Annotated in this window: 10 protein-coding genes and 1 riboswitch; of the genes, 5 read left to right on the top strand and 5 right to left on the bottom strand. The window is 45.8% G+C overall.

Annotation, left to right across the window (positions count from 1 at the left end):
• Nucleotides 1-37: 37 nt before the first annotated feature.
• Nucleotides 38-1,393 carry a short-chain fatty acid transporter gene (locus L5M28_RS21285; RefSeq protein ID WP_263204358.1) on the bottom strand — a complete coding sequence of 452 codons (1,356 nt, stop codon included), beginning with the start codon at nucleotides 1,391-1,393 and terminating at the stop codon, nucleotides 38-40.
• 250 nt (nucleotides 1,394-1,643) lie between these two features.
• Between L5M28_RS21285 and L5M28_RS21280 the strand changes: the two genes are divergently transcribed.
• Nucleotides 1,644-2,114, top strand: a complete 471-nt coding sequence (locus L5M28_RS21280; RefSeq protein ID WP_028761331.1) for an FKBP-type peptidyl-prolyl cis-trans isomerase — start codon at nucleotides 1,644-1,646, stop codon at nucleotides 2,112-2,114.
• A gap of 132 nt (nucleotides 2,115-2,246) precedes the next feature.
• Here L5M28_RS21280 and L5M28_RS21275 read toward each other — a convergent pair whose 3' ends face one another.
• Both L5M28_RS21275 and L5M28_RS21270 read right to left on the bottom strand, forming a co-directional pair.
• Complete coding sequence (locus tag L5M28_RS21275; RefSeq protein ID WP_263204357.1) at nucleotides 2,247-4,853, bottom strand: glycosyl hydrolase family 18 protein; 2,607 nt, start codon at nucleotides 4,851-4,853, stop codon at nucleotides 2,247-2,249.
• A 113-nt stretch (nucleotides 4,854-4,966) separates the two neighbouring features.
• Nucleotides 4,967-5,055: riboswitch (cyclic di-GMP riboswitch) on the bottom strand.
• Between the two features lie 350 nt (nucleotides 5,056-5,405).
• Entirely contained in the window at nucleotides 5,406-6,191 is a 786-nt protein-coding gene (locus L5M28_RS21270) for an ROK family protein (RefSeq protein ID WP_028761333.1), read from the bottom strand.
• Nucleotides 6,192-6,584: 393 nt separating this feature from the next.
• Between L5M28_RS21270 and L5M28_RS21265 the strand changes: the two genes are divergently transcribed.
• Nucleotides 6,585-8,372, top strand: a complete 1,788-nt coding sequence (locus L5M28_RS21265; protein ID WP_263204356.1) for an aminopeptidase P family protein — start codon at nucleotides 6,585-6,587, stop codon at nucleotides 8,370-8,372.
• 173 nt (nucleotides 8,373-8,545) lie between these two features.
• Here the strand turns inward: L5M28_RS21265 and L5M28_RS21260 are convergent, their stop codons facing one another.
• The gene (locus L5M28_RS21260) at nucleotides 8,546-9,811 is read right to left on the bottom strand and encodes an HD-GYP domain-containing protein (RefSeq protein WP_263204355.1); all 1,266 of its coding nucleotides are present in this window, start codon (nucleotides 9,809-9,811) and stop codon (nucleotides 8,546-8,548) included.
• Nucleotides 9,812-10,342: 531 nt separating this feature from the next.
• Between L5M28_RS21260 and L5M28_RS21255 the strand changes: the two genes are divergently transcribed.
• A complete protein-coding gene (locus tag L5M28_RS21255; protein WP_131523609.1) occupies nucleotides 10,343-11,911 on the top strand; it encodes a methyl-accepting chemotaxis protein in 1,569 nt (522 codons plus the stop codon).
• 361 nt (nucleotides 11,912-12,272) lie between these two features.
• A complete protein-coding gene (locus tag L5M28_RS21250) occupies nucleotides 12,273-13,574 on the top strand; it encodes a DEAD/DEAH box helicase (protein ID WP_028761337.1) in 1,302 nt (433 codons plus the stop codon).
• A 117-nt stretch (nucleotides 13,575-13,691) separates the two neighbouring features.
• Here the strand turns inward: L5M28_RS21250 and L5M28_RS21245 are convergent, their stop codons facing one another.
• Nucleotides 13,692-14,210 carry a hypothetical protein gene (locus L5M28_RS21245; protein WP_263204354.1) on the bottom strand — a complete coding sequence of 173 codons (519 nt, stop codon included), beginning with the start codon at nucleotides 14,208-14,210 and terminating at the stop codon, nucleotides 13,692-13,694.
• A 152-nt stretch (nucleotides 14,211-14,362) separates the two neighbouring features.
• Between L5M28_RS21245 and L5M28_RS21240 the strand changes: the two genes are divergently transcribed.
• A partial coding sequence (locus tag L5M28_RS21240) for a transposase family protein (protein ID WP_263198011.1) occupies nucleotides 14,363-14,511 on the top strand: 149 nt, incomplete at its 3' end.

Below are 14,511 nucleotides of genomic sequence, written 5' to 3'. Positions count from 1 at the left end.
TGAATTACCCTGTTTAATTTTGCACTGTTTATTATCTTTAAAACCAGCTCAACGCGATACTGATAATCACGCCAGTGATCATCAATTGCATTAAACAAAAGCCCATAATATCCCGCGCTTTTAAGCCTGCAATCGCCAGCACGGGCAGTGCCCAGAAAGGTTGAATCAAATTAGTCCACGCATCTCCCCAAGCAACGGCCATTGCGACCCGAGCGACATCTGCACCTAAAGCCTGTGCGGCGGGTAGCATAATCGGTGCCTGCACCGCCCATTGGCCACCTCCCGATGGCACAAAAATATTCACAATTCCTGCACTGATAAAGCTCCAAAATGGCAGGCTCTCGGCGCTAGCGATGGCCACAAAACCTTCCGAAATACTTTGGGCTAAACCCGATTGCACCATCACAGCCATAATGCCCGCATAAAAGGGAAATTGGATAACAATACCTGCGCCGCCCTTAATGGCCTCATTCAAACTGGTTAATAAACTGCGTGGTGTTTGATGTAACAGTATGGCGAGGAATAAAAATAAGAAGTTCACTAAATTGAGGTTTAAGCTGCCGCCCTGCACCCAAAAGTAATAACCTAAATATACAAGCCCAGCGCCACCGACGCTCCAGCCGAGTAAACGACTATTTTCTAACTTATCCGCAGGACGGCTTTCAGGCTGACGCTCGCTCATATTTGCAGGGTTAAGCTCTAACGCCGAAGAATCAAGTTCGGCGTCTTTGTCATCAAGGGCGCTTGGGTCAACATAAACACTGTCCTTATCTTCAGGCAACATAAAGCGATTCACTAAGGGCATGACCACAAACAGAATTGCCACTAACAATAAATTATAACTCGCGAAAATGGTGTCACTGGTGGGGATGATACCGATTTGCGATTCAGAGAAATGCCCCACCGTCGCTATGGTTAATGGGATCGAACCCGCAAGCCCACCATGCCAAACCACAAAGCCGGAATAGGCGCTGGCGACCAGCAGCCGATAATCCACTTTTACTTTGCGAGCTAAGGCTTTGGCAAATAACGCGCCCACCACTAGCCCAAAACCCCAGTTAATCCAACTGGCGGCCAGTGACACCAAAGTCACTAAAATAATGGCTTGTGGTGCCGACTTAGCCAATCCAGCAATGGCATCGAGCAACTTTTTAATCGGCGGGGAGCTTGCCAACATAAATCCTGCCACCAGCACTAACAGCATCTGCATCGAAAAACTTAACAGCGTCCAAAAGCCATCACCCCAATAATTGATGACTTCCAGCGGGGTTTTATGTTCGGCAACCACAGCAGCAATTAATACGGCTAAGGTAAGTAAAAGCACGAAAATATAAGGATCGGGTAGATATCGGTCGACGAGTTTGACCAGAGGTTTTGCCGCTTTGTTTAACATAGACTTTCCTTGTTTATTATCTGAACTAAAACGTCAACACGCCCTAGTTCTTATTTGTTTTTATTGAATTTTTATTGAGTCTTAAGCCCACAGATTAAGCGATCTCTAAAGCAGGATAAAGTCTTGAGGGAGTTTTTAACGGTTTGAACTGGTAGCACCAGATATCCAGCTCAACGCACACGCGAGTGCCGATAGCATCTGATGCTAAAAAACTGATAATATGGCAAAAATTAACTAAGGTGCTCTTTATATGAAAATGTTACTTGCCGTTGTGGTGATTGCTGGGGTGATTTTTTACTTCTTTACCTCGATGAACGGCCAAAAAGCCGCCCAAGAAAATATCCGTTTAGGCAATGAGTTTTTAACACAAAACAAAACCAAAGAAGGTGTGATTACCACAGCTTCAGGTTTGCAATATCAAGTATTAACTCAGGGCGATGGCACAGTTCATCCTAAAGCCAGCGATACAGTGACAGTCCATTATCATGGCACTTTGATTGACGGTACTGTGTTTGACAGTTCGGTTGATCGCGGCGAACCCATCGCATTTCCACTTAATCGGGTGATTAAAGGTTGGACCGAGGGCGTACAGCTTATGGTTGTTGGCGATAAAATGCGGTTTTTTATTCCCAGTGAACTCGCCTACGGTAACCGTAGCACGGGCAAGATTGGTGGTGGTTCTGTGTTAATTTTTGATGTAGAACTGCTTAAGATTGATTAAATCAGTCTTCAATGAGTCTGTCTTAACGCATTCGGCTGTATTCATAAAAAAACCTAACGCTTAATAAAGAAAAAAGCCCTGAAACTTCGCAGGGCTTTATTTTTTAACCAATAATATCAAAATTTTGGATAATTACTGGCAGGTTGCCGCGCCAATATCAACCCATACTGCTGCAACACCCGGTACATCACCTTTAGTCCAGTAACTCGCCTTCCAAACACGACCGTTATAGCGAGTAGTTTGACCGCCGTTATACACCACACCCGCATCCCAACCGAGATCAACTTGGCTGAGTAGCTGCCATTGGTCTGCGGTGCGAGATGGCGTATTGCCCTGAGTCCAATACTTTGCTTTCCATACCAACTGACTATGACTCACAGTATTACCAGTGTTGTATACCACACTGGTTTGCCAAGCAGGGTAGTTACCGGCATTGGGATCGGTTGCATCGCATCCACCGCCGACCACTTTTGGCGTCACGGTCAGATTAGTCGATGCGCTCGCATCTAAGGCACCATCGGAAACCAGCACACTCAAACCATAGCGGGTCGCTTCGGTAACATTGGGGCCAGTAACCACTAACGTGGCACTATTTTGCCCGATTGCCGACACGCCTGCGGGCACAGTCCAAGCGTAGGTTAAGGCATCACCATCTGCATCGGAGGCACTCGCTACTATACTGACGGTTTTACCCGCTTCAACTGTCGTAGTCGGAGCCAGAGTCACTACAGGTGCTTGATTAGGCGTATCAGCCTTGTTGGTTACTGTCACTGAATCTGTGGCAGATAACCCTTCAGGATCGGTGACTTTAAGGCTAAAACCATAGGCGACATCGGTTTGGGTTGCTCCCAGTTGAATAGTCGCATTCGCCATATCCGCATTTGCGATGGCAATTGTTGGGCCAGACACTTGCGTCCAAAGATACGTCAGCGCGCTATTCTCAGGATCGCGCGAACCGCTACCATTGAGCGTCACATCGGCGGGACCGGTGACATTCACATCCGCGCCAGCATTGGCAATGGGCGCTTTATTCACTGGCGGAGTGGTGCCTTCACCATGACCTAAACCTTCGTGCATGGCATTCAGAATGTCACCATTATCGGCATCAAGCTCCCACGCAAAAAGCCCACCAAGTTGATTAGAAAGCACATATTGCCCCTTGGCTTTAACTGAACGAGCATCATCGAAAGTGATTAAATCGCCAGTAGATGCCTTGAACAAAGATGGCGCTTCAGCTGTTTCGTCGTAACTGTAAGTCCAACCGCTTCCCATGTAGTCATTCGCTATCTGACGATAATCTACCACACCAGCTTCCCAAGTACCTTTCACTTTGCCCGTTGCCGTCCCTGTAAAAGGATTATTACCACTGTAGCCATTCACACCTGTCCAGCCGCGGCCATACATAGCGGCACCGACCACAATTTTCCCTGGGGTCACACCTTGGCCTAACAGCGCATTAACGCCATTAGCTGTGGTGTAACGGGTATTGGGATCCCAACTCGCTTCATGCAGATTGGTTTGATGGCCGAGTTCAGTATTAGTCCAACCACCATTAAAGTCGTAACTCATCAAGAAGATGTAATCCATGTACTGCTGAGCAGCCTGATAATCGACTTTTTGAATTTTATCGTCACCTGCGCTAATAGCAGAGGTCAGCTCATAGGTACGACCCGTTTCGGCGCTTAGTTCATCAAGCATTGCCCGCAGTTCACGCATCAGAGTCACATAGGTTTCACCGTCATTGGCATTACCTAAATTTGGGTTAGCGCCATTCCCCCCTGGAAATTCCCAGTCGATATCTACGCCATCGAAGAATTTCCATGTCTGTAGAAACTCTTTCACCGAAGCGACAAAGATATCGCGCTTGGTTTTATCACCGAAGAAAAAGAAGGGATCCGAGAGGGTCCAACCACCGACCGAAGGTAAAATCTTCAAATCTGGATGTGCTTGCTTAAGTGCCATCAATTGACCGAAGTTACCTTTGTAAGGATCTGAATGCTCACTGACTCCCGCCTGCGGTATTTGAATCGCCGCCCAAGGATCGTGAATCGCAACTTTAAAATCACCACGACCACTACAGGCACGTTGCAACGCTTCGAAACTGCCTTCGATTTCTTTCAAGCTATCATTGATGCCATTACCACCACAAATTGGGGTAAAGCCATATAAAATATGGGTTAAGTTTTGCGCAGGTATCTTATCGACCGGAAATTTACGGCCGTATACGCCCCATTCGACAAAGTAACCTCCCACCACTTTGCCTGATTTATTCGCATAGGGACGGTTGTTTTCTTTTAGGGGAGCATTGAGTGGTACTAAATGGCTGCCGTCGGTATCAGCCACGAGGATTTGTTTAGCATCACTCGTCGTACAACCATCGCTGTTACACAGTTGTACTTGCATCTGATAACGGCCGCCCTTGTTCACCTTAAAGTTAGCGGTTCCCGACGCGCCAGATGGGCCTTCCCAAACTACACTGCCGTTGAGCAACACTTGGGCTCTATTGCCCACATCGCCACTCCAAAGGTTCCAACTGACGGAGACATCGGCGGCATCTTTCACCGTAACCAATTGATTATAAGCGGTAGCCGCTTGATTCACTTCAATAATAGCGAACTTAGTTTCGCCCCAACCTAAAGTCGGTTTACCGGGCGCCGCTGCAAAAACGCTGGCACTGATGGTAGATGCCAGCGCTGATGCCACTAGCAAGGCTGATGTTGAAATTTGAGTCTTGAACATGAGATATCCCTATTGAATTTTTATATGAATCAATAAGGCAAACAAAGCGTAGACAGGAAACAGCACTCTCTTAAAACCATGCAAAACAACTGACAACTGCACGAAGAAAAACCTGTGGTATCCCCGCTATCATAGGTACAGACGAACCCTTAGACCGGAGGCTTTGCGTCCCAGTTTTTCAACTGGTTTGCCTTTTACACACAATGACAACGTTGTCATTGCAAATATCAGCATAAGCGTAAGCGCAATAAAATTGCAACAAAATATTATCAACTGTGTTATTGGCTAAAATCGTAAATAGAAATAGACATCTGATAATAAAGGAATTATGCAAATTAAACTATCGCTAATATTTACTTTGGGTAATGAGGATTATCTGAATACTTTAAAAATAAAAAAACAGGACTCGATATGCCAAAGGCATCATAAGTCCTGCTTTATATTTCACAATTTACGTCGCTTATGCTGCTAAACCTCAATCACTAAACATTCATGGCGCAAACCATTGTCGAGCAACATGATGATCCTTATGCACGGGGTTATTTATGATCCTTATGCACGAGGATAGTCCCTTGCGAGCATCACTGATAAACCGCGGCAAACCAAGGTTTCCATATCATCGACACGATTGATTTTCATCTCAGCTAAGGGCGCGCTCAATGCCATTTGCTTTAAGCTTTCGAGGCAGCCTTTGTAGTAAGGAGCGCTATTCATCATACCGCCAGCAAGCCAAATTCGATTGGGATTAAATAAATTAACCGCCCACGCTAATCCCATGCCGAGATAACTGCCCGCGCGATATAAATCATCCTGAGTGGAGATTTTGCGGCTGCGCACTGAATCGCCACTGGCCAGTTGCTCTAAACTAAACTCACCAGATTCTGTCATCACGCGACAAGGCCCCAACTCCCCCGCCACGCCCGTCGCTCCCGTAAAGACTTGTCCATTAAAAGCAATAGACATACCGATCCCAGTGCCGCACATGACCAATAACTCACAGGCATATTTGGCATCACAAGTCGCTTGCATACCCGCATCGATATCGTTGCAGATAAACTTAAGCTCACCCTGGGTTTTGACTGTATCGAAGCTCAATCCATTGAGTCCGGGTAAAGATTTACAAGAAACCAAACGATTATTTTGTACCAGTCCAGGTACGGCAATCGCTAGTTGGTAATGCTGTAAATCATAATCACGTTCAAACGCCGCAATTTGATTATTTAACTCTTCAATTTTAAAACCTTCACCTGTGGGGATTTTATATTGTTCTGTATGCCCCGCGAGCTGAAGTTCGAACAGGGCTTTGGTACCGCCCACATCTATTGTTAGTATTTGCATCGCTTACTCCACTGATACATGTGCCCCACTCTGACCCCGAGTAGAGATGGCAAATGTTAGCATAGGGTCCAAATGTTAGCGATTGAATAAAACTTAAGTTGCTAATTTGTAAGGAACAAGTCCTAATTAAAACATGACCAACCTTTTATTTAATTCACTTTTCATGCTCAAAATCACATAAATAAATTAACAACAAACCCCATAACCTCAAGCGTCTTACCTGCACAAATTCACGATTGTATACAAAATCCTTTATTCGCTACCCTTGCATCTAGCGCGCTAGACTTGCGATAATCCGAGCCGGTTAAAACTCAAATCAACATAAACCTACTCATCCTTAGTCGATCTTCGCCTACCGACTCGCATAGCATGCCAGTCTCTATTGGAGCCCATATGTCACAATCAATCGCTAACCGTCTCGGTGCTATTCGTAACGAATTAACATCTGCTAATCTCGATGCTTTTATTATTCCCCGTGCCGACGAATATCTGGGCGAATATGTGCCAGCACATAACGAACGTTTGTACTGGGCAACCAACTTTACCGGTTCGGCGGGTATGGCTATCGTATTGAAAGATAAAGCCGCAATATTTACCGATGGCCGCTATACGGTTCAAGTTCGTTTGCAAGTCGATGCCACACTTTTCAGTTATGAAAGCCTAACCGATACACCACAAATTGAGTGGTTATGTGACACGCTACCAGCAGGGTCTCGCGTTGGTTTCGATGCGCGCTTACACACCTTAGCTTGGAATGAAAATGCCAAAGCAACCTTAAATAAATCCCAAATCGAATTAGTTGCAGTTGAACAAAACCCTATCGATTTGCATTGGCAGAATCGGCCAGCACAGTCGAACGCGCCTATCACTTTGTTTAGCAACGAGAGTGCTGGTAAAACCAGCCTGCAAAAACGCATTGAAATTGGTGCCTTAGTAAAAAAAGCCGGTGGTGATGTTGCCTTAATCGCCGCCTTAGATTCTTTCTGCTGGCTACTCAACATTCGCGGCAATGATGTACCGCGACTACCCGTTGTACTCGGCAGTGCTCTGCTCCACGCCAATGGCGATATGCATCTCTTCACCGATTTAAGCAAACTCCCAGAGGGCATTGAGGAGCATGTTGGCGCTGGCGTAAGCTTTAAGGGCGAGGCATCTCTTGCCGATACACTCGCCAGCATGCAGGATGTAAAACTACTGGCCGATCCGAATTCTGCAAACGCTTGGGCACAAAACATTGCCCGTGAGGCAGGAGCAAAATTGATAGCTGGAATCGATCCTGTCGCTTTACCTAAAGCGCAGAAAAACGCCGCAGAACTGGCCGGCATGCGTGCCTGTCATGTCCGCGATGGCGTCGCAGTGAGTCGATTCCTTGCATGGCTCGATGCCGAAGTGGCGGCCAATCGCATGCACGATGAAGCCACCCTTGCGGATAAATTGGAAAGCTTTCGCCTAGAAGATGAGCGTTACCGCGAGCCAAGTTTCGACACGATTTCAGCTGCCGGTCCTAATGCCGCTATGTGCCATTACAATCACAACAATGGCACACCAGCCATGATGACAATGGACAGCATCTACTTAGTGGATTCTGGCGCTCAGTATATTGACGGCACGACAGATGTGACCCGTACCATTGCGATAGGTGAAGTGACCGATGAGCATAAAAAAATGGTCACGCTGGTGCTAAAAGGTCATATCGCGCTAGACCAAGCACGCTTCCCGAAAGGCACTTCAGGCCAGCAGCTCGACGCCTTCGCCCGCCAATATCTATGGCAACATGGCTTTGATTACGACCACGGCACAGGCCATGGTGTGGGCCACTTTTTAAGTGTGCACGAAGGTCCACAGCGCATAGGCAAGAATGTTAACGCTATTGCCCTGATGCCAGGCATGGTGCTTTCCAACGAGCCGGGTTACTACCGCGCCGACGATTTCGGTATTCGCTTAGAAAACCTCGTCGTCGTTCAGCACTGTGAAGCACTTAAAGGGGCTGAGCGTGAAATGTATGAGTTCGATGCACTGACGATGATCCCTATGGATGCGCGCCTTATTGATAAGAGCCTGTTAACGCAAGGGGAAATAGACTGGTTTAATGCTTATCATCAGCAAGTCTTCAATACACTTTCTCCGTTAATGTCGGGTGATGAATTGGCTTGGTTAACTCAAGTGACTAAAGCAATTTAGCACTCCGCTGATAAGTAGCGATTTAAGTCGTTATATTAGTCACTTACACACTATAAAATAGAACGCCCAAGGCAATTAGCATTGGGCGTTTTTTTAGCGCTATCTGTGTGTTTTAAAACCCACGTCTTATTTCAAAACCATGATTTCAAAACACGATTTAAAAACATGAGTCGCTAAACCATAGTAGGTTGTGCCATCGGCTGGTAAGCATCATCCAGCGATGCTTTAGACAACACTTCAAAGTCCTGATGAATTTCAATAAAACAATCGACTAATTCAGGGTCGAAATGCTGACCTTTGCCTTCAATAATTAAGTCGATAGCCTCTTGGTGGCTAAAGGGCCGCTTATAACATCGGGGAGAAGTCAGCGCGTCATAAACATCAACTAGGGCCACTATCCTCGCCGAAAGCGGAATATCTTCACCTTTCAAACCAAGGGGATAACCACTACCATCCCACTTTTCATGGTGACCCGAGGCAATATCGCGGCCCATCTGAATAAAAGTACATTGGGGCGCATATTCCAACAAACTGCGTAGCACTTGTCCCCCGATCACAGGATGAGCTTTAATTTGCTCAAACTCCTGCGGCGTTAATTTACCCGGTTTAAGCAAAATCGCATCGGCAATACCGACTTTACCTATATCGTGCAAAATGGCCGACAAACTAATGTCTTGAATATAATTTTCGTTCAATTCTGCAGGAGGATTGGCGGCCAGTAGTCGCTGCGACGCAAGCATTTTCGAATACTGCCGCATACGTAGCAAATGCGCGCCCGTTTCGTTATCTCTGTATTCGGCGAGTTTAGCTAAGCCTAATACGGTAGCTTGGCGTGATGCTAAGGTTGAATCGAGTGCGTCAGCCAACTTACCTAATAAATAAGTGATGGTTAACGTCAACATAGCATTGGTCACGATAAAATTGACCACGACAACCGCCCAAATACCGACACTATAACCTTGGGTTTCAGGCCAATTGAGCCAATTAAAATGATAGGCAAAACCAATCAATACCAAACTTAGCCCATTCAAACACTGGGCATATAAGCTGGCTCGATTGCCTAAAAAAATACCGACTAACGGCGGGAAAATAAATAACCAGAAAAAACCAGCTCCCGAAGGGCCAATCGCAATTAAAAAACCGATGCCGATAGCAAAACCCAGCAAGCAGCCACAGCCAAAACGCGTACTATCAGCAAGCTTAGGAAAATACAGTAAAAGCAGTAAAAACAGATAAGCCAGCGTATCAAATACCACCATAAACCAGAGATCAGCGATGATGCATAAATACACACTAGTGATATATACAGGCACGCAGAGAATCGCTAGAAAGCCAAATAAACGTTCAAAGATCAAACGTCGCCAATGTGGCAGTGCCGCCGCTGTTCCCAAGGACGCTGTGGCTAATTTAGTTACACCACGCCTAAGTGATATCGCCATGGGAAGTTCCTCTTATGTAGCATTCCCGCTGTGAGCTAATGAAGTAGAAGAGCAAAATCAAGATACACCGCTGAAGCAAGGAGAAATAAGCCATCTTTTGTTGCCCATTAAAGAATAGACTAAGGCCAATAAAGCGCTCCATGAATACTGCGATATCAAGCCGAATCAACAACATTAGTCCAATATCATCGAACATAATTTATATTTAAGATGAATGACAAATACCCACTCAAGACATAAAAGAATAACCCTATACAAAATACTAGAATTAACGATTTAACAGGATAAACGCTCGTTTAACATCATATTCTCACTACTTAAAAACTTTATATATTGCAATAGCTTATAAATACGACGAACGATTGATTTTCACTAGTCAGCCATGAGAAACCGCTCTCCTATACCCACACAAAAATGATACTCTTATCACATAACAAGCTTACTCCGATGAGAGTCAGCACAAGAAAATTCGCGCCTAACACCGCGTCCTGAACCCTAATGAACCACATCGGCCCTGAATGGACACACTAAATGAGCCAGAGTAACGCCTCAGCGAATAAAATAGTTAATACACAGAGATCAGATCAAGAAATCCGCTTAACACCACAAGATGAACTCATTTCCACCACTGATACTCGCGGTATCATCACTTACGTTAATGCCCGTTTTGCCGAAGTCTCAGGCTATAGCGATCAAGAATTAATTGGCAGTGCCCATAATATGGTGCGCCATCCGGATATGCCGAGTGCAGCCTTTAAAGAAATGTGGGAAAAACTTAAGTCAGGCCAATCTTGGCGCGGCATAGTCAAGAACCGCTGTAAGAATGGTGGCTTCTATTGGGTTGATGCCTTTGTTTCGCCCTTGTTTGAAAACGGCACTATTATCGGTTACCAATCAGTGCGCATTCAGCCTCAAGCCGCCTACGTCACGAAAGCTAATGAGATTTACCAAAGACTCAAATTGGACAAATCCATTCCTAAACCCTTAAGTTTAATGCAAAAACGTATCGTATCTGCGGTTGTAGCCTCCACAGGTTTACTGATCGCTGGCTACTTTTGGGGCTGGGGCGTGATTATCGCAGGGGCGATTCTGATGAGCTTAAACCTCGCCATTTTCTACGATGAGGCCTTTCGTATTCCCGCTAAACTGATTGAAATGCAAACCAAATATGACTCTATCAGTCGTTATATTTACTCGGGTGCCGATACCTCTTCTATCCTCGATTTCCAGCTCATCATGCTGCAGGCTAAAATGAATGGCGTACTTGGGCGCACCCAAGATCAAGCCAATCAATTACATGCAATTGCCGATCAATTAGTGGTCGCGACCGAACAAACCTATGTCAGCCTAGATCAAGAGAAAAGTCAGCTAGAACAGCTCTCTGGCGCGATGGAAGAAATGAGTTCAACCATCACAGAAGTGGCGCAGAATACCCATCTCACGTCCACCAGCATCAATACCGCCTATGATCTTTGCCTTAAAAGCAGTGCCAACATGAAGGCCAACACTCAAAAAATGGAGCAACTGGCAAAGTCTGTTGCCGATGCAACCAACAATGCCCATCAATTAAATAAAGAAGCCGAGCAAGTCGCTAATGCGATGGGCGAAATTGACTCTATTGCCGAGCAAACGAATCTCCTCGCCCTCAATGCCGCGATTGAAGCTGCCCGTGCGGGTGAACAAGGCCGTGGGTTTGCCGTGGTCGCCGATGAGGTTCGCGCCCTATCGAGCAGAACCCAGCTATCGACCAACAGTATTTCTAAGAGTGTCGATAAGATGTTCACTATGCTCAACGCATGGGCCAAAGAAATGGAACAAAGCCGTCAACATGCGGAGCGTTGTGCCAGCGATATTCAACTGTCCGCCGACAATGTAAACACCATTTACCAAGAAGTGAGTGATATCCACACCTTTGCCCAACAAAATGCAGTGGCAGCCGATCAACAGCGTCAAGTGGTCAATGAGATCGCCAGTAATATTCACTCCATCACCCATGCCAGCGCCGAGAACTTAGCCGCAACCCATCTAATTGGTGATGCAGCCCATCTTCTTAAACACAATGCCGAAAAAGCCCTCGGCCTGAGGCGCACCTTCGGTTAAACATAAATACAAGATCCAAAATACCGCAGCCTAGGTTGCGGTATTTTCTAATATAGCGAGCTTTAATCCGTATTGTTGAGTCCATATTTTACTCAACCCTTGTATAGATCAATAAGACCTAGCCCACCTGAACCAGTACCAAGCCTTTTATCCCCTCCTGATGAAATGATGCAGATAAAATGCCAAAACACTAAAAAGTACAGGTTTTAACCGAAATTTTTGCTATACTCCGCGCCCGCCATTTTTCTTATAAAATCTGTGTGGAAGAATGAGCCAGCCGGTACACCTCTCTCCTTTAGACGAGTGATAAAGAGGCTAGTGGCGCTTGAATGTTTGAATAAGTGAACGATAGGAATCCAAAATGAGATTTGAATCTTTTAGTTTTTCCCCCGAGATTTTGCGCGCTATCTCAGATTGCGGTTATCAACAAATGACGCCTATTCAGCAGCAAGCGATACCTGCTATCCGCCGCGGCCAAGATGTCTTAGCCAGTGCCCAAACCGGTACGGGTAAAACCGCCGCTTTCGCGCTGCCGATCCTGCAAAAGATGGTTGAAAAGCCAAGCGAAACGCTAAAATCGAATGCCCGCGTATTAATCCTTACGCCAACCCGTGAGCTTGCAGCTCAAGTGGCTGACAACGTTACAGCTTACTGCAAGTACTTAAACTTCAGCGTCTTAACCATTTACGGCGGCGTAAAGATTGAGACTCAAGCGCAAAAGCTGAAACGCGGCGCCGATGTGATTGTTGCCACCCCAGGTCGCTTACTTGAGCACCTTACCGCCTGTAACTTAAGCCTGTCGAACGTCGACTTTTTAGTGCTAGACGAAGCCGATCGCATGCTCGACATGGGCTTTAGCGCCGATATCCAAAAAATCCTTCAAGCGGTAAATAAGAAACGTCAAAACTTGTTATTCTCGGCCACTTTCTCAAGTGCGGTGAAAAAACTCGCCAACGACATGATGGTTAAACCGCAAGTGATCAGCGTTGATAAACAAAACACTACCGCCGACACCGTTAGCCAAGTAGTTTATCCGGTTGAACAACGCCGTAAACGCGAACTGCTTTCTGAGCTTATCGGCAAGAAAAACTGGCAACAGGTATTGGTATTTACTGCGACCCGTGAAGCCGCCGATACGCTAGTCAAAGAATTAAACTTAGATGGTATCCCATCTGAAGTGGTCCACGGTGAAAAAGGCCAAGGCAGTCGTCGCCGCGCACTGCGTGAGTTTGTAGCGGGTGATGTTCGGGTGCTGGTTGCCACCGAAGTCGCCGCCCGAGGTCTGGATATCCCAAGCCTTGAATACGTAGTCAACTATGACTTACCTTTCCTCGCAGAAGATTATGTACACCGTATCGGTCGTACAGGCCGTGCAGGAAAAACAGGCGTAGCCATTTCATTTGTGAGCCGCGAAGAAGAGCGCACGTTAGCCGATATCGAAAAATTGATTGGCCAACAGATTCGCCGCGTCACTGTGCCAGGTTATGAAGTTGGCAGCCGCGAATTGCTATTAAAGCAATTACAAACCCGCCGCAGTTTTGCCAAAAAGCAACAAAGAACCGACAACGTCGGCGCTCAAGTTGCTGCTGAGAAAAACATGCAGGGCCGCCGCGTAAAAATGAAGGTTGGTCAAGCACCGAGCAAGGCAAAAAAACTTAAGTAATTATCCGTTGATTGATATTATCAGTGTTTGTCAATATTGATAAAACAGCGATTTTAAAGCGTCCATAACCGGACGCTTTTTTATACTTACTCAATAATAACCTTGGTAACCTTTATCTCACCGTATTATGTTACCCAATAACGCTTGAAGCCTTGTTTCATTTATACTATTTTCGCCTCGCCACCCCGCGAGAGGAAGCATAATATCCGATCGAGTACTTCCAGGGTATTTCACACTACAGATATCGGTAAAATTGGTGAATCCATCATATAAAGGTTTTACATACGGATTTGGCATAATTCCCAATTCAGCCAATACCATTAATTGTCCGCGAAAACTATATTTCTCATAGTTAGGAATAATTTTAGTTTTCTTGATGCGCTGTTCTAATTTTCCGGGTGTTTCATCTTGAGGAGCTTGACGGATCATATCGATTAACGATGTCAATATACTGATATCCTCTGGTGTAGGAGCACAAGGGGGAATGGCAGTAAACTCCTCTAATTCAACGAGATTACCACACCACCTTTCATTCCATACACTCCCGGCATAGCAACTGAATATTTTATGTCCTTTTTCTATCCAAACATTTCTTCTTATTGAGCAAACGGGGCAAACATCCCCTTCGCTGACCATTTTATGTTCGGGAACCGCTTGAGCGAACAAATAACTTAATATGGGTTGTCTTCCAGGGCAAGATCACGAACATTTAACGCGCACTTTAACATAACTGATTGACCGCGATCTTCCGTTGTGATCAGATACTGGCTTTTACGCGGAGCCAGTTTATGAACATCGATATTTTTGCAGAGCACTTTTCAGAATTAGAAGACCCAAGGCAAGCATCTAAGGTCGTTTATCCCTTGTTTGACGTGGTGTTTTTAACGCTGTGTGCAGTTATCGCAGGCTGTGAGGGCTGGGAAGATATTGAAGATTT

Source organism: Shewanella sp. SW32, assembly GCF_025653365.1.
Taxonomy (GTDB): Bacteria; Pseudomonadota; Gammaproteobacteria; order Enterobacterales; family Shewanellaceae; genus Shewanella; species Shewanella oncorhynchi.
The sequence above is the reverse complement of the archived record's forward strand: the minus strand, read 5'-3'. Positions and strand labels throughout refer to the sequence as shown.